Source organism: Marinomonas algicola (genome assembly GCF_014805825.1).
In the GTDB taxonomy this organism is placed as follows: Bacteria; Pseudomonadota; Gammaproteobacteria; order Pseudomonadales; family Marinomonadaceae; genus Marinomonas; species Marinomonas algicola.
The window spans coordinates 1,765,636-1,782,717 of the sequence record NZ_CP061941.1; the positions used below are offsets into that span (position 1 = coordinate 1,765,636).

The window sequence follows — 17,082 nt, forward strand, 5'->3', positions numbered from 1 at the left end:
TTTATTCCTTATTTACAGGACAATTTTGATCTGCTTTTGATGGGGGTTGACACTGATCTTTTTGGACGCACAATTTTGGTGACAGCAAGGAACTTATTCTCGTTCTGTGTCTCGCAAAAAATACATAGGCTTTATCAGCGAAGAAACGGATAACAGGCCAACGTAGTAGGTTGAGAAGAGGGTAATTAAAAAGTGTGTATTTGTCCGTTTTAGCCCATGCTTGTACAGTAACGTCAAGTCCATAAATCATATCTCCAGACTCTGTCTTTGCGTGCAGGATAGACAGGGCATGCTGAACGTTTATCTCAGGATAACGAGTAACAAAGTCAGCTGCATTTAAGTCCTCAAGATTAATTTGATCGTTTTTATCATGTCTCTTAAGTAACTGCATTTCGTGGTTACATAACGGACAATTACCATCATAGAAAATGATCATTATCAGACCTTATTTAGTGTTGTACATTTACATACGTTTTTTTTGGAAAAATGGATCGATGAAAATCGTTACAAGACGTAAATGTTAAGGAATAACCTAATGACTAAATAGTCGATTTAATCCCTTGCTAGGCCGATCTAAGACATTGTTACGTTTAGAATAAACTATTAGTATTTAGGAACATTATTTTTTTAGGTGACATTGTGGAGAGAGTTAACAATTCCTATGGACTTAAAGTTCATCCAATGCGAGATGAGCTGTATGCTGAATTGCATTCACGTCCGTTTCAGGTGTTAAAAAGCCCAGCCAGAGCAAGTTATTTGGCCGTACTTTCGAATGCTGAACAGAAAAATCAAGACTTTAAACATTTTTGCTTTTTATATGAAACGAATGGCTTAACGCCTCCCAAGGAAGATGGCGTTTGCATTGAGGTAGAAATTGGTAATTTGAAAATTCGAAGAGAGAAGCATATTGAGTTTATTTCTTATACCTTTAGTGAGTTAACCGTAAACCTTGAAAAAGACCCTTTTACCGATAATGCATTTCGATACTTACCAGATAATTGGTTACCAGCGTTACCGGGTACAGTCATAGCGGCCTTTCATATTGTTGTAGAAGATGCGAGAAATCAAATTGACCCTGATCTAAGTATCGCTAAAAGCTTATTTGAAAATATGCGTTTAATTGGCAGTCGGCCGCAGAATGGTGATGCTCAAGTGTGGACAAGTTTTCAGGTTCATAGTGATGGCTGTGGTCGCTTTCTGATCTACAATAAAAACATGAGCGACAGTCAACTAGGGCGTATGGTCCAACGTATTGTTGAAATTGAAACATATCGATTAATGGCTCTTTTATCCCTTAGTTTAGCGCGTAAATACAGCACCAAATTAGCCTTGATGGATGAAAAACTGGCCGATACAACAGGGCGCTTAGCTGAGTCAAAAGAAAAATTGGATGAATCCGCTTTGTTGCGTGAACTTATTGATATGGCGGCATGGGTGGAAGCCGCTAGAGCGAGAACGACGTTTCGCTTCAGTGCAACCATGGCATATCAAGAGCTAGTGATGACGCGATTATCAGAGTTAAAAGAAGATGAGGTCTCCGGGCACTTAACGATGACAGAGTTTATGACACGACGACTGGAGCCAGCGGTAAGGACCTGTAAAACCACAGGTGAGCACCTTGAGAACTTATCCAGAAGGATAGACAGAGTATCCGACATGATGAGAACGCGAGTTGAGATGTCTATTGAATCACAAAATCAAGAAGTCCTGTCCTCGATGGATCGTCGTTCAGAAATACAGCTTGCCATGCAACATACTGTGGAAGGCTTGTCTGTAGCCGCAATTAGTTATTACAGTGTTGGTCTAATTAAATTTCTAATTGAGGCGCTTTATGATAAAGGTATTCAATTCGATAAGAGTTTAGTGATTGGAATTACAGTACCATTAGTAATTGCAGGGGTATGGTTCGCTACGAGAAAAATACATAAACGTTTCTTACGCCTTGCTGAGGAAAAAGCGAACTCCAAATAGACTGTAATATAGAGTGTAATAAATCTTAGGTTCTTATTCCGATAAAGAAAAAATTCGAGGTTCATCTTTTTTAGGTAAGTGTATCAGTGTCAAGTTACTTCGTTTTGCAAGTGTGACAGCCAAGGTACTTGGGGATGCTAAATGTATCAGTCTAGATAAGCCTGCTCGTACGGCTTTTTGAATTAATTCCGTACTACAACGGCTGGACATCACAACACTGTGATTATGTAGATCTATATTGTTCATAAGAGCGTAACCAATAATTTTATCTAAGGCGTTGTGTCGTCCGATGTCTTCCATACAAATGATAGGTTGGTTGTGTTCTGATAGTAATAGTGCCGCATGAATGGCTCCGGTTACTTTGCCTAGTCTTTGAGTAGAGAAAAGTAATTCTCTTAGATGTAATAAATCTTCTTTGTTAATGTTATTACTTTTTGGAAGCGTATCTAGTTTTGGTAAGGCGTATTTAATGGATTCTACACCACATAAACCACAACCTGTTGCCCCTATCCTTGCCTGCTTTATTCGCTTAAAGTCATTAAGCTTTCTCGGGCTTAAATCCAAATTAATTGATAAACTCAATATGGTCGACTCAGCAGAATCGTTTTCTGTTTGCTGTAGAGTGAGGTCCCTTACTTCTGCTAAGTCATCAATCAAACCTTCACTTAGAGCAAATCCTATTACAAAAGCATCTAGATGGATAGGTGTTGTCATCATTACAGCATGGGCTATACCATTAATCGTAATCGCAACGGGTACTTCTTCCACTAAAGGGGTTAAAGCAATGTGAGACGCGTTGTTACCGAAGAGGTAGTCCACATTTTGAATACTGTTGAATGAAAAAGACATATCTTAGCCTGTTAAAATGGAAATGTTTTTATACTACTTTGATACACGACCGTCTAGCTATTCGGTTTTTGCAATGAAAAAACACTACCGTTTCATATTCTTAAGCCGTTTACTAAGAGCGGGTTGTGATATTCCAAGCATCTGAGAGGCAATGGATTGGTTGTTGTTTGATCGTCTCATAGCTTCTTCGACGAGTTGATCGGCAAGAGCGGATAAAGTGGGTAATTTTGAGCTATTTGGAAAAACGGCTGTAGGCTCTTGTTGTTGGAGAGGGTTTTCATTAACAAACAGAGATTGCAAAGCGGATTTATTTAATACGCCATCTTTTGAACGGCTAACGGCATCGAATAAAAGTGATTTTAATTCCCTGGTATTCCCTGGAAAAGGGTAATCTGCTAACTGATAAGCGAGTGACTTGTCATACTGCAGAGTGTCTATTTTCATTTCTTTACATGCTTGTTGAATAAAATGTTCTATTAAAATTGGTAAGTCGGACACTCTATCCCGTAGAGGGGGAATTGAGACCATATGTATTTTTAATCGGTAATATAAATCTTTACGAAATTTGCCTTCACTTTGACGTTTTTCTAGGTTTTGATGAGTAGCGACAATGATGCGAGCTTGCGATCGTTTAGGTTTATCGCTACCGAGTGGATAATACTCACCTTCTTGTAAAAGGCGTAATAATTTCACCTGCGATGACGCACTTAAATCGCCGATTTCATCTAGAAACAAGGTTCCTTGATTGGCTTTTTCAATTAATCCTGAACGATCTTTATCTGCCCCTGTGAATGCCCCTTTACTATGACCGAATAAAGTGTCTGCAAAAATATTGTCGTCGAGTCCGGCCACATTTATAGTGATCAGTTGGCCACTTCTTTGGCTTAACCTGTGTGTGGCTTGAGCAATTAGCTCCTTACCCGCGCCACTTTCTCCCATAATAAGGACCGGATGGCGAGTGGTTGCAATAGATTCTAAATATTGAAAAATTGACCACATGTTCGCATCGGCTGTAATAAAATTCGCAAAGGCTTCTGGTGTAGACAGATCGTTAGAGAGTACTTTTCGACGTAGGGCTTGGTTTTCTATTGAAAGCTCTTGGGTGCGAATGGCTCTTTTCAAACCTTCAAGTATTTCACTTGGGTCTGAGGTTTTTACAAAATAATCAAATGCCCCAAGTTTCACGCATTCAACAGCGGTTTCTAGTTGATTAATGCCACTCAAGATAATGACACAAACGTCTGGGTATTCTTCGTTTAGCCAAATAAGCAGATCTTTACCAGATACTTTTGGCATGGTTAGGTCAAGTAAAATTAAACCAATAGAATGTTGATTATTTTGCATTAATGCAGGGACATTTTCAGGTTGGGAACAAGAAACTAAATTAGTAAAGCCATGACGTTCAAAACTCAGTAATGTGCTCCTCAGGAAAGGGATTTCATCATCAACAAGCAAGATCTCAAATTGTGGGTAAAGATTAGATAATGTGTTCATAGAGAAGGCCTCGAAGTAACGGTGTTTAGGAAGAATTAAACGTCGGATGCTGAGAGAGAATTTATAATGGGTAGTTTTACTATGACCTTTGTCCCTAAGCCAACGACTGAATCGAAACTCATGGATCCATGATAAGAGGAAATAATACCAGAGGAGACGGAAAGACCAAGCCCTGTGCCACCCGCTTCTCTTTTAGTTGTAAAGAAAGGTTCGCTGAGTCTCGGCAGGTGCTCGGCTTTAATTCCCTTTCCTTGATCTTCAAGTGTGATGGTCGCTTCTTCTTTATCTACATCAAAATACGTCGAAAGTTGAATGCGTTTGTCTGTGTCTTCTAGGGAGTCACAGGCATTAATAATTAAGTTGATAATGACTTGTTCAATGCGCTGTGGATTAGCATAAATTGATAGATTTTTTGGGTCTAAATTGAGGTCAAAATGCGCGGTGGCATTGCGTATAGAAGCATCCACTAGTCGAACGGATGTGGAGATTAAATCGTTTAGTGGGACAAGATGTTTATTGTCCTCCGCTTCAACTCGAGCAAAGTCTTTTAAGTCATTAACAATGTCGCGTATTTTAATGGTGCTGTGATTCATCTCATGCATTATATAAGGTAGTTCTTCTTTAATTCTCGAAAAAGGCAGCCCTGCAAGCGTTATGTTTTCATATTCTGGGTGGCGCTCTAAGTAGGGGAGGGCATCTTCCCACGCGGACTTAAGTAATGGAAGATTGACTATTAACAGACCGGTAGGGTTGTTAATTTCATGTGCTACCCCAGAAACTAAAACGCCTAAAGAGGCCATTTTATCAGCTTGGATTAGTTGTTGCTGCTGATCTTTTAGTTGCTGAGAGCGTTTATCAACTTCTTTTCTTAGCATGCTATTCCAAACAACAACAGCCATAAAAATAAGGCTTAGGACGCCTAAGAAGTAAACGGCAAAAGGACCAATGGTCTTTATTAAGGAATCTTGCTTTTCAAGTGTGCCTAACCATTTATCGTAAATTTTTTGTTGAATACCGGTATTCTTTAAAATAGCCAACCCTTCACTAAATCTAGCAATTAATTCTTCATTCCCTGCGAGTGCACCATAACTTAAACGCTGGCCGCTTACTGGATTAAAGACGGGACGAATGTTGTTTAAATTAAGTTCTTTACTTAAATATAAACTTGGTAAATTTGCAACTAAGGCAAAATCATAGTTGCCTGCAGATAATTGTCTTAGCGCTTCGGTGTGGGTTTTTGTGGGAATAATCCTTGCGCCTAGATCTTTTTCAATAAGGAATTCATGCATGATACTGGCATCTTGAACTATGACAGATTTATTTCTTAACGCTTCAATAGAGTGAATTTTAGAGTCATCCGTACGCGCAAATATTGATTGATTCGTGATAGAGTGAGGGGAAGAAAAAGCAATGATTTTCGCTCTGTCATCAGAGTAAGCAATGCTTTGGAGTGCATCAAACTCTCCACTGTGTAAGCCATTTAACGCATTTTGCCAATCCGTCATAATAATTTCGATTTTAAGTCCCATGACTTGTGCAATGGCTTTTGTTAGTTCAACACTGTATCCACTTGCTTCTCCTTGTTCATTAAGATATTCGTAAGGGGGATAGCTGCTGTCGGCGGCAATTTTTATAACTAGGCTGTTCTCTCTAACCCCTGTTGCGGGGATCGCAGCATTATCTTTTAAAGAAGGAGGAGGAGGGGTGTCTGTCGTATTGGAATGTGTTTTAGTGGTGAAGAGCGATAGACTGATCAATAAACAATAAGTCATAAAATTAACTATGAGAGACGTTTTAGTCATATAGCAGCCTAATTCTTTATCTAATGAAGATAAGTTTAATTAAAATAGCTGCGTACACTAGCATTTTAATTACATGATTCAAATATAAGAGCCAAACATCTTTTTTCCATAACTTATGTTATAGAGAGGGCTCTCGATATATCTTTTATTATATTTCTACGTTTTTCTAATAATTTCAAAGGCTTTGATGGATTATAAGTAGGCGATTGGCCTATTTGGTGATTGACGTTTATAACGTTTGTTATAAATGAAATTGCTCCATTTTTATTGAAAATCATATTAACTCTTTATTTTCAATGATTTATGCTCGTTTTTGTTGATTGGCATAGCCATTGCTATGTAGTCTTTCGGTAAAGTTAATAACATTAAAATGCAAAAAGAGAGCGATATGACTATAACAAAAACAATCCTGAAATCTTTAATTGTCCCTACACTTGCAGGTGCCTCTGTACTAACGATGGCACAAAATACTGAGTTTGTTTCGATCGGTACTGGTGGCGTTACGGGTGTCTATTACCCTGCGGGTGGCTCAATTTGTCGTATGTTAAACAAAGAGCGCAAAACAACGGGTATTCGTTGTTCTGTTGAATCAACGGGTGGTTCCGGATATAACGTTAACAGTATTCGGGCTGGAGAGTTAGAGTTTGGTATTGCTCAATCAGATGTGCAAGCCGCTGCTTTAGCTGGTATTGGGCAATTTGAAGGGAATCCTTACCCTAAACTACGTTCTGTTTTCTCTCTTCATCCAGAACCCATCCATATGATGGCAAGAGCCGATTCAGATATTAAGACTTTTGATGATTTAAAAGGAAAGCGAGTTAACATTGGTAATCCTGGATCAGGTAACCGCTCAATGATGGATCTTCTGATGGCTGAAAAAGGTTGGACAAAAGACTCTTTTGCCATTGCCGCAGAATTAAAATCGTCAGAACAAGCTCAAGCTTTGTGTGACGATAAATTTGATGTGACGATCTGGTTATCTGGCTTGCCTAATGGTTCTGCACAAGAAGCGACAACAACATGCGACATTAACATGATTCCGATGAATGACGTTGCGGCTAAGAGCATCATGATGACGCGTAATGAGTTTTCTTCTGCGGTCATTCCTGGGGGCATGTACGCAGGTAATGAAAATGACATACCTACATTTGGTCCAAAAGCAACGTTAGTAACCTCGACTGATGTCTCAGAAAAAGCCGTTTACGAGTTAACAAAAGCGGTTTTTGAAAACTTTGACTCGTTCAAACGCTTACACCCAGCCTTTGCAAATCTGGATCCGGTAGAAATGGCTAGCTCTTCATTGGTTGCTCCGCTTCATCCTGGAGCTGAGAAATATTATCGTGAACAAGGTTACTTAAAATAAGCGATTGCTTATGTCGTAGTCTTTATTTATTCAGTGGACGACTTTTAAGCTCGTCCACTGAATTTTATGGTAATCACCCACCTTTTTCTAATTTCTGAGTATTCGCCTCGAAGGCGCTTTTTAAAAGTCATCCTTAATGTGTTGAATAATACAGAATGTTTAATTTCTGGAGCTTGAATGTCTGAGAATACAAACTCGTCCCCAACAGCGGAGGATCTAGATGATCTGATTGCTGAGGCGGATACAGGAAATCGTCAACCTAAAAGCCGCTTCGCCATTGCTCTTTTGTTAACGCTACCTCTTATTTGGTCTTTGTTTCAGCTATGGATTGGCTCACCTTTACCATCGCAATTCGGCATCGGGTTTTTAAATGATACTGAGTCAAGGGCATTGCATTTGGCTTTTGCCGTTATGTTAGCTTTTTTTGCTTTTCCTGCATTTAAATCCAGTCCACGAAGCCGTATTCCTTATATTGATTATATATTGGCTTTGATCGCTGCTTTTTGCGCGTCATATTTGTTCTTATTTTACGAAGACTTGGCCATGCGCCCTGGTTTGCCTACAACGATTGACTTAGTCGTTGCGGCAATCGGGATACTGTTAACCCTTGAGGCGGCTCGTCGTAGTTTAGGGCCACCGTTGGTTATTGTGGCTCTGTGTTTTATGGCGTACGTGTTTTTTGGTGACAGTGATTATGTGCCTGAAATTTTGCGTTGGAAAGGGGCTTCTATAGAAAAAGCCATGACTCACATGTGGCTGACAACGGAAGGGGTGTTTGGTATTGCATTGGGCGTTTCTTCGGGTTTTGTTTTCCTGTTTGTATTATTTGGTGCTTTATTAAATCAAGCGGGTGCGGGTAATTACTTTATTCAAGTTGCTTTTTCTTTATTAGGGCACATGCGAGGCGGACCAGCAAAAGCGGCTGTTTTATCTTCTGCTATGACCGGTTTGATTTCTGGATCTTCTATTGCGAACGTCGTGACCACTGGAACCTTTACCATTCCTTTAATGAAAAAGGTGGGGTTTAGTGCAGAGAAAGCCGGTGCTGTTGAGGTGTCGTCGTCCGTTAATGGTGTCATTATGCCGCCAGTAATGGGGGCCGTAGCATTCTTAATGGTGGAATACGTCGGAATTTCTTATATTGAAGTGGTAAAGCATGCCTTCTTACCGGCCACCATTTCTTATATTGCGTTGTTGTACATTGTTCACTTAGAAGCATTAAAAAGCAATATGCAGGGATTACCTCGAGTATCACCAGCTTATGGTTGGAAGATGCAGGTTTTACGCAGTGGTATTATTACCGCCAGTTTGCTGATTTTAGCCGGTGCTTTGTACTACTTAGTTGCGGCCATTCGTTGGGTCTTAGGTGATATTGCAAATATAGGCTTGTTGTTGCTAGTGATGTTTGGATACATTGGTTTATTGTACCTATCGGCAAAAACGGATGATTTGCACATGGATCATCCTGATGCCGAAATTGTCCGGTTGCCTTTGTTTAGTGATATTTACAAAGCCGGTTTGTATTATTTAGTGCCGTTAGTGTTATTGATTTGGTTCTTGATGGTTGAGCGGAAATCTCCAGGGTTGTCCGCTTTCTGGGCAAGCATGTTAATGGCATTTATTTTGATCACGCAGAAACCCTTAAAAGCCTGGTTTCGTAAGCAAGACAATATTAAAGCAAATGTTGTTGCAGGTTTCCTTGACTTGGTGGATGGGTTAAACACGGGTGCTCGCAATATGATCGGTATCGGGGTCGCAACGGCAACCGCTGGAATCATAGTCGGAACAGTTACATTAACCGGTATTGGCCAGGTGATGGCTGAATTTGTAGAGCTGGTTTCTGGCGGTGTGCTCATCATTATGCTGTTAATGGTCGCTTTAATTTCACTTGTGCTTGGAATGGGGTTGCCAACAACGGCCAACTACATTGTAGTTTCTTCGTTAATGGCCAGTGTGGTTGTCGAGTTAGGTTCTCAGAATGGCTTAATTGTGCCATTAGTCGCCATTCATATGTTTGTATTTTATTTTGGTATCATGGCGGATGTGACGCCTCCTGTTGGTTTGGCCTCTTTTGCCGCCGCGGCGGTTTCTGGTGGTGACCCTATCAAAACGGGGTTTACCGCATTTTTCTATTCAATGAGAACGGCGCTGTTGCCTTTCCTTTTTATCTTTAATACAGACCTCTTATTGATTGATGTGACCTTTATTCAAGGTGTTGTGGTGTTCTTTGTGTCATTGGCGGCGATGTTGATATTTGCCGCTGCAACGCAAGGTTATTTTATGGCGAAGAGTCGGCTTTATGAAAGTGCATTGCTGATTTTGGTTGCCTTTACTTTGTTCCGTCCAGGCTTTTGGCTGGATCAAATTATCGCGCCATTTGAGGTATATTCAGCCAATCAAATGTTAACGTTTATCGACAATCATGAAGATCTTAATTCAATTCGTGTTTCTGTTGAAGGAGAAAACATCGACGGTAGATGGGTTGAGAAAACCGTAATCATGCCGCTTTCCTTGGAAGGTGATGCGGAAACACGACTAGCCAATGGAGCGGGTTTAGAGCTGCGAGACGAAGAAAGTCGTATCTTGATTGATAATCTAATGTTCGGGCAGTTCGCTGAGCAGCAAGGCTTGGATTTTGATTGGGAAATTACGCAATTTCAAGTAGAGGCGGACAGACCTAGGAAAGAGTGGTTCTTTATTCCTGCGTTCATGTTGGCCCTATTAGTTGCATTTATACAGAAAAGACGATTAAGGAATGAAGGTGCTCTTGCATAAATTAGTTTAGTTTATTTATAGATAAGCCGCTTCGTTGCGGCTTATCTATTTTAACGCCAGCTAATAAGGTGTCGCTCATGTCTAATAGAAAGGGTGTTAAGCAAGGGTGATGCTGCTATTGTCATTAAACACTAGTGTCTCAATGCCAATGATTTCTGCTGAAAAGTGATCACCAATCAGAGTATACCCTGAATCAGATTTTACGTAGCTTACGGATGATGAGGGCTTATCAAGATAGATTGAGTCGAGGCCGTCTCCCCCGTTGACTTGATCGTATCCACCCTCGTACAGTTGGATTATGTCATTACCAGAGCCTGTATCAATCCTGTTATCGACGGCATTGTCACGCACAATATCATTTCCTGAGCCTGTCGTAACATTTTCTATCCAAACACCAAAGGCAATGGATAAACTGTTCTCTCCTGTGTAAAAAGAGCGGCCATTATCATTAAATACTTCGTTTACAAAATCTGAATAGTCGGGTGCGTTCTGAGTAGTTAGCCATTCTAAGGTATCGGACACCTGTTGATTGATACTTCGGACATCTACTGACGAAAGTTGTCCTGGTCTAAGGTCGATTGAGCTGTTTCCAGTGGTGTCTGCTAAGTTTATTGTATCTGTACCACCTGCATCCCAAATAGTAAGGTATTTTTTCTGATCAAAAGACAATGAGTAAGTATTATTGCCTGTGGCATAGGATGAGTTTACGCCATAAATCGCCTGTAAGGCCGCAACATCTAACACACTAAAGGAATCTTTTAAGGCGCTTTGACTGTAAACCACATTGATTCTAAATGTACTCGGGTCATAGCTAAACATTGGAACCAATTCTCTTACGTCCGTATAAGACATGATTGAGTAATCAGAATTTTCAAAATTACTGCTTAGAGGGTTGGGGCTCTCAAATGAATGCTTTAGTCCAAGGGCATGACCAAGCTCATGAGCCAGAGTGTTGTAGGCTGTTCCGCCTTTCTGATAATCCTCTTCGGTTTGGTAAGTGTTATTTAAAAATATCTCTCCTCCAATTGGCTGGGTGGAGGGGTAATAAGCGAATCCATCTGTGGCGTTTGAAAAAGTTAACGAATTAAAGTTAATGTCGCCTTGAGTGGATGATACTTCGGTAAACTGTAATAGAGTAAGGTTAGAAACGTCATTTAATACTTGCTTGCTTGCTGTTTGAGCGGCTGCACTTAAGGCTTTCCATCCACCCTGCGGCCCGGACGATAAGTAAGCGCTTGATAGTTCCGAATAATAATAGTTGGGAAAAGAGGTGTTGAAACTGTAAGTTAGGTTTGTGTCTGACCAGTAGTCTCCAGAAGCAAGAGAGATAACGTTGGGGCTATTTAATGATTGTATTGAGGCCGCATCGACATCCAGATCTTGAGTGCTGAATTCCTCCGGGTTGGTTTGCGTCGCATCCAATTCTAAACTGTTTAGTCCAACGTTGTTAAAAAACTCAATAACATCTTGCTTGCTTATTCCGCCATAAATTTCAGCCAGCATTTGGTTTGTCACGCCATAGGCCAAGCACGTTTGTAAGATGACGCTTGGATTATTAATGTGCGTGATAATGAAAGTACGGGCTTCCTCAATAGAGATGTTAAACGTATTTAAATGATCTGTTGCTGTCATCGTAGGTTGCCTCATGAGTTGGCGTGGTTGCTCTAGCGTTTAAGTGTGCAAAGCGTTGGCAGAATAGTGATTTTGTATCTAACTTGTATTTATTATAGAAGAAGACTCTCATAACTGGCCATAAAAACGCTCAACTTAAAGGGTAAGTTAAGTGCAAAGATAGCCAGTGTTAGGATGGCTGAAGGTTAAAAGTCAGTTAATCTAAGTACATCTTGATAGCGTAAAGTATTACATGATCCAAACCCAGGCAATTCTCTGGCTTTAATTTTGGTAAACAGAGGTTGGGTTAATCCTAGTAAAAAGCGGCACTGTAATTTTTGTGTTATCCAGTCATTTGCTTGCGGAGATTTTTGACTAATAGCGTAGGTTAACTCAGCAAGGTGTTCTTCAATTAGCTCTTTTGGTGGGATGTAGGGTGTGTTTGAATAAGACAGTTTAACAGGTTTTCCTAGGCATGCTGAACAGTGGCGGCAGTTTGACGGAGCGTTCCAATCATCAAAATAATTTGCCAGGCTTTGGTTTAAGCAACTTTCTAATTCGAAAAACTTAATTAAGGTTTCAATGCGTTTTATTTCACTTTGCTCTTTTTCAAGGAAATAGTGTTCAAGATGGCTTGTGAGTTGATTTGTATGCAATTTTTCAGTATTTACTTCATAAACATCCGTTATGCCTTTGGTGCTTAACTCAATAAGACCTTTTTCAGATAAATACTCTAAGGCGGTCATTACTCTGGATCGGTCTGCACCGTAATCTTGATATAAAGTGTCAAAATTAACGTCTCCCCATACTCGCTTAAAATATGTGTGTTGAAATAAGGCGTTTAAGAAGTGTTGCCTTTCTCCTGTAAAAGAAGCAAGGATAGCGTTTTTATCTTGGATGAAATGATATTTCACATCGGAAAAATAGCTGTATTTAGGTTGGATAATTTGCAAAAGCTCTAGTTGAACCAGCATGGTTTTAAAGGGAAGTTGTCTGATATTGCATGCATTCGCCACTTTCAGCATTTGCATAGACCATTCTTTATTTTCACTCTCATGTTTTATTGTATCGAGCAAGGCTTCTATGCTGTGGTGTTCTGGTGTATCAGAGTAAATGAAATTCTCAATTGTATGGAGGCCATCAAGGTTGGCTAGTAAAATACAATTTGAGGGTTTTCCATCTCGGCCTGCGCGACCGATTTCTTGGCTATAGCTTTCGATTGATTTTGGTAAATCATAGTGAATGACAAAACGTATATTGGCTTTATCTATACCCATTCCAAACGCAATTGTTGCAACGATGATATCGATTTTGCTGTCCATAAAATTACTTTGAATGGCTTGGCGGAAGTCACTTTCCATTCCAGCATGATAGGCTTGTGCCTTAAGGCCCTGTTGTCTGAGTGTATTGGCTAAGGTTTCCGTTGTTTGTTGTTGTGTGACATAAACAATACCACAGCCATGTTGCCTAGCTAATGTATCAATCAGAACGCTGTCTTTTTCTTCTTCTAAGACACTTCTAATATCGATATTAAGGTTTGATCGGTAAAAACCGGTTTGGACAATGTGTTCTTTATTTATGTTAAATTTTTCCGCCATGTCGTGTTTGACTTTAGCGGTAGAAGTGGCGGTAAGCAGTAAAACTAACGGTATTTGTAATTCGTCTCTATAAAAGGGGAGCTTTAGGTAATCAGGCCTAAAGTTATGACCCCACTCAGACAAGCAATGCGCTTCGTCTACAACAAGCATCGAAATTGGAATGGATTTGATAAACCGCCGAAAACGTTCATTTTTAAAGCGCTCCACAGACACCATGAGTATTTTAACTTCGCCTTGTCTTATGCGTTGTAATCGCATTTGGTATTCATCGGGTGTCAAGCTGGAGTCTAGGCTGGTGGCCGCAATGTCGTGAGAATCTAAAAAAGACAGTTGATCCTTCATTAAAGCTAAAAGGGGAGATACTACTAATGTCAAATTTGGCAATTGTAGTGCGGTAAATTGATAGCATAATGACTTACCTGACCCGGTAGGAAAAATGGCCAGCGAAGAGTGTCCAGCTAATAATTGTTGAATAGTTTCTTCTTGCCCTGGGCGAAACTGTTCAAAGCCAAATGTCTTTTTGAGCGATTTAATTACGTCCATGTAAACGTTCCTCTGTTATATTTCATTGAATGCTCTTATTTTTCTATGGTGATGTTGAGGCGTTAAATGCCTCTGTTCCCCACAATGGCACAGTAGAAAGGCTGTGTTTAAAGCTGCCAGATGTCTCTTTTGTAGAATATGAAACGTACATAAGAGTCTGCGATTCTTTATCATAAATTCGGCGTATTTTCATATTTTTGAAAAATATACTTTTCGATTTTGTAAATATAATTTCACCTGATTTTGAATCATCGATACTGGTTATCATTTCTGGTGTGATTTCTCCTGTTTGACGACAGGCAATAGATGAATCACTCGGATCCGAGAAGTCTAAATTGGCTTCAATGCTTGCAACATGACAGGTTACGCCAGTTACTATCGGGTCAACTAATGTATTGAGTTTTATATCCTTGGTGGTTAACAAGCCAAGGCTTACATCGCCAACTTCGCTGTTATCACAAGCCGTTACTAAGGTTGTTAAGGTTACCATTATGGCTAATTTACGCATGAGATTATTGATCCTTTTGTTCAAGTAGCTTGCTAAGGTGGGCAATTTGCTGCTCAAGAGCTTTTACCTGACCTTGTGTGGCGGGTAGTGCATCGTCCCCCGCTTCTTTGTCGCGAGCATTTTGGTGTTCTTGTGTCATGATCTCTAAAATAGTACCAACCATCATATTTAAAAAGACAAAGGCTGTTAAGAAAATAAAGGACAAGTAATACGCCCAGCTTATTTTATAAATGACCATTGTTTCATACATGATATCGGTCCAATCTTCAAAGGTTGCAATTCTGAAGAGCGTTAGCATGGATATGGAGACATCGCCCCATAAAACGGGGTTTATATGGGCAAAAAGCATGCTGCCAATGGCGGCGTATATATAAAAAATGACGAACATTAATAAGGCAATATAGCCCATTTGGGGGATGGCTTTAAGTAAGGAGTTTACCAATAATCTCAACTCTGGGATCATTGATACCAGTCGCAATACTCTGAATATCCGTAATAATCGGGCAATAAGCATTGTCGAACCTGCTGCAGGGTATAGACTGCCAAGTACTATGATGGTGTCAAATATATTCCATCCTTTGGAGAAAAAATGTTTGATGCCTTTGCTTGCAAAGTATCGAATGATTAACTCAATCAAAAAGAAAAGAGTAATAAAGGAGTCCATCCAGTCAAGTGCCAGCTCAACCGAAGGGTGTAATGCGTAAGTATGGGCTCCAACGGTTAACGCTGAAATAATAATGACGGCGATAACAAAAGATTGAAAAAGTTTACTTTGGTCGATACGTTGGAACCGCTTCTGTAACTGCGACAACATCATATAATGTTTTACCTACTAAGGAGTGAAAAGAAGGAATAAAAATCGAGATGGCATTATAGGGAATATATCGTATAAAAATAGACATATTACCGATACTTTACTTTTTTTCAAAATGGGTATGATGCAAGAGAGGCTGTGAGTGAAAGTGGGAGTGTCGCACAGGGGGGATATGAAAGGAAGTAGCGAGCATAGAGGCTATGCTCGCTAAATAGCACTAGAGTGAATTACCCTTTGCGGCGACGGAACGCAGATGTGGAGGCTTTCGAGGTTAGATCGATTTTCGCCATGATCTGAGCCATCTCATCAGCTTGTGCTTGCTGTGCAGATTTTAAACGTTCTTCGCGCTCTTTCTTTGATTGTTTTTCCGCTTCTCTAAGCAGTTTTTGAATAGCCGCCTTACTCTTAGGTCTAGCGATGGTTGGTGTTGATGTTTTCTTTTCGCTGTTTTTTTGAGCCGGACCATCTAGACGATCTTCACCAATTAATTCACCAAAAAAAGAGGTTGAAGTTGGTTTAGGTTCTTCTTTTTTTGGTAGTGCAACGGTTTTTTTTGCTGTTGTTTTACGCGTGGTTTTCTTGACCGGTGCCGTTGTGGAAACCCCATTTGAGTCAAACATGGCTTTTTTGCCAAAATTGGCTAATGCTGGTTTTGCAGCAGATTGACCTATTTTATAGCCTCGTAAGCTTATGCCATTATAGATAGATACATAATCTTGTTCTAGCTCATATAGTTCTTCTTTATCGTCCGTTTCATACAGTTCTTCAACGGAAAATGCATCAGCCCCAAATTCACGGATTTCATCGTACAAAGGAAAGTCTAACCCTTCGTTTGATGCTTCGACATATTGCTCAAAGCGTTGGAATCCACTATTAAAAGATGTGCCGATATAGTGTTTGTTTGTTTCGTTATTAGTGATTTTAAAAACGACCAAAATCGCTGCCTCTTTGAATTTTTTGAATAGCATAAGACACGAGATAATAAAAAGAAGATCCTTCTATTATCCGCGTATCTCTTGTAAATGTATTAGTGTTTGATAACTAAGTTTAGACCATCACGAATATTTAGATGGACATTTTCAACGCGATTGTCTTGAAATATGCGTTGATTTAATGAATTAACAGCTTCATCACTGTTTTCATTTGGATTGAGAACTCGTCCTTGCCATAAAGAGTTATCTATGACAATTAAGCCTCCTGATCTGACTAAAGGAACAACAGCTTCATAATAATTTAGATAATTACGCTTATCTGCATCAATGAAAACAAAATCCAAGCCGGCTGGTATGGTTTTTATTGTTTCTAACGCTTGACCAAAAATAGGTGTGATTTTGTGTCCGTATGCACTACGGTCAAAAAATGATTGAGCAAAATCAATTGCTTTTGGGTTGGTTTCACAGCAAATTAACTCACCATTGTCTGGCATACCTTCCGCGATGGAAAGGGCTGAATAGCCAGTAAACATACCAATTTCTAAAGCACGTTGTGGTTGAGTCATTTTTGCAAGCAACTTTAGCGTTCTACCAATAATCTTGCCCGATAGCTTATTTGGATACCCCATATCGGAATAGGTACTGTCAACTAATTCTAGTAACAGTTCCGGTTCTGATTGAGTGGTATCAATACAGTAATTATCAAGCGCGTTATGGGTCATAAAACCTTGTAAAATCGAGTTGCTGTGAAACAGTCGGTAATTTTACCTTGCTAATGGTGAAAGTCCAAGGGGAATTGTTGAAAAAAAGAGACTATTTATT

The 17,082-nt window shown here is 39.8% G+C and carries 13 protein-coding genes; 3 read left to right on the plus strand and 10 right to left on the minus strand.

Annotated elements, in window-relative coordinates; genetic code table 11:
• Position 1: 1 nt before the first annotated feature.
• The gene (locus tag IEZ33_RS08000; protein WP_191603153.1) at positions 2-436 is read right to left on the minus strand and encodes a thiol-disulfide oxidoreductase DCC family protein; all 435 of its coding nucleotides are present in this window, start codon (positions 434-436) and stop codon (positions 2-4) included.
• 203 nt (positions 437-639) lie between these two features.
• Between IEZ33_RS08000 and IEZ33_RS08005 the strand changes: the two genes are divergently transcribed.
• Positions 640-1,971, plus strand: coding sequence for a DUF3422 family protein (locus IEZ33_RS08005; protein ID WP_240009668.1), 1,332 nt, complete (start codon positions 640-642; stop codon positions 1,969-1,971).
• 33 nt (positions 1,972-2,004) lie between these two features.
• Here IEZ33_RS08005 and fdhD read toward each other — a convergent pair whose 3' ends face one another.
• The 3 genes from fdhD to IEZ33_RS08020 form a co-directional block, all read right to left on the minus strand.
• Entirely contained in the window at positions 2,005-2,820 is an 816-nt protein-coding gene (gene fdhD, locus IEZ33_RS08010) for a formate dehydrogenase accessory sulfurtransferase FdhD (RefSeq protein ID WP_191603154.1), read from the minus strand.
• 84 nt (positions 2,821-2,904) lie between these two features.
• Positions 2,905-4,314, minus strand: a complete 1,410-nt coding sequence (locus IEZ33_RS08015; RefSeq protein WP_191603155.1) for a sigma-54-dependent transcriptional regulator — start codon at positions 4,312-4,314, stop codon at positions 2,905-2,907.
• A 35-nt stretch (positions 4,315-4,349) separates the two neighbouring features.
• Positions 4,350-6,116, minus strand: coding sequence for a transporter substrate-binding domain-containing protein (locus IEZ33_RS08020; RefSeq protein WP_191603156.1), 1,767 nt, complete (start codon positions 6,114-6,116; stop codon positions 4,350-4,352).
• A 388-nt stretch (positions 6,117-6,504) separates the two neighbouring features.
• On the opposite strand from IEZ33_RS08020, the gene IEZ33_RS08025 reads away from it, so the two are divergent.
• Both IEZ33_RS08025 and IEZ33_RS08030 read left to right on the plus strand, forming a co-directional pair.
• Positions 6,505-7,479 (plus strand): TAXI family TRAP transporter solute-binding subunit, encoded by a 975-nt coding sequence (locus tag IEZ33_RS08025; RefSeq protein WP_191603157.1) that lies wholly within the window; start codon positions 6,505-6,507, stop codon positions 7,477-7,479.
• A 177-nt stretch (positions 7,480-7,656) separates the two neighbouring features.
• On the plus strand, positions 7,657-10,254 hold the full coding sequence (locus tag IEZ33_RS08030; RefSeq protein ID WP_191603158.1) for a TRAP transporter permease: 2,598 nt from the start codon (positions 7,657-7,659) through the stop codon (positions 10,252-10,254).
• A 96-nt stretch (positions 10,255-10,350) separates the two neighbouring features.
• Here the strand turns inward: IEZ33_RS08030 and IEZ33_RS08035 are convergent, their stop codons facing one another.
• The 6 genes from IEZ33_RS08035 to IEZ33_RS08060 form a co-directional block, all read right to left on the minus strand.
• Positions 10,351-11,886: a M10 family metallopeptidase gene (locus tag IEZ33_RS08035; protein WP_191603159.1), complete on the minus strand. Its 1,536-nt coding sequence runs from the start codon at positions 11,884-11,886 to the stop codon at positions 10,351-10,353.
• 185 nt (positions 11,887-12,071) lie between these two features.
• The gene (locus tag IEZ33_RS08040) at positions 12,072-14,006 is read right to left on the minus strand and encodes a RecQ family ATP-dependent DNA helicase (RefSeq protein WP_191603160.1); all 1,935 of its coding nucleotides are present in this window, start codon (positions 14,004-14,006) and stop codon (positions 12,072-12,074) included.
• A gap of 43 nt (positions 14,007-14,049) precedes the next feature.
• Positions 14,050-14,514 carry a CreA family protein gene (locus IEZ33_RS08045; RefSeq protein WP_191603161.1) on the minus strand — a complete coding sequence of 155 codons (465 nt, stop codon included), beginning with the start codon at positions 14,512-14,514 and terminating at the stop codon, positions 14,050-14,052.
• 4 nt (positions 14,515-14,518) lie between these two features.
• Positions 14,519-15,331 (minus strand): ion transporter, encoded by an 813-nt coding sequence (locus IEZ33_RS08050; RefSeq protein ID WP_206696919.1) that lies wholly within the window; start codon positions 15,329-15,331, stop codon positions 14,519-14,521.
• A 224-nt stretch (positions 15,332-15,555) separates the two neighbouring features.
• On the minus strand, positions 15,556-16,263 hold the full coding sequence (locus tag IEZ33_RS08055) for a GIY-YIG nuclease family protein (protein WP_191603162.1): 708 nt from the start codon (positions 16,261-16,263) through the stop codon (positions 15,556-15,558).
• 92 nt (positions 16,264-16,355) lie between these two features.
• A complete protein-coding gene (locus tag IEZ33_RS08060; RefSeq protein ID WP_191603163.1) occupies positions 16,356-16,982 on the minus strand; it encodes an O-methyltransferase in 627 nt (208 codons plus the stop codon).
• Between the last annotated feature and the right edge of the window lie 100 nt (positions 16,983-17,082).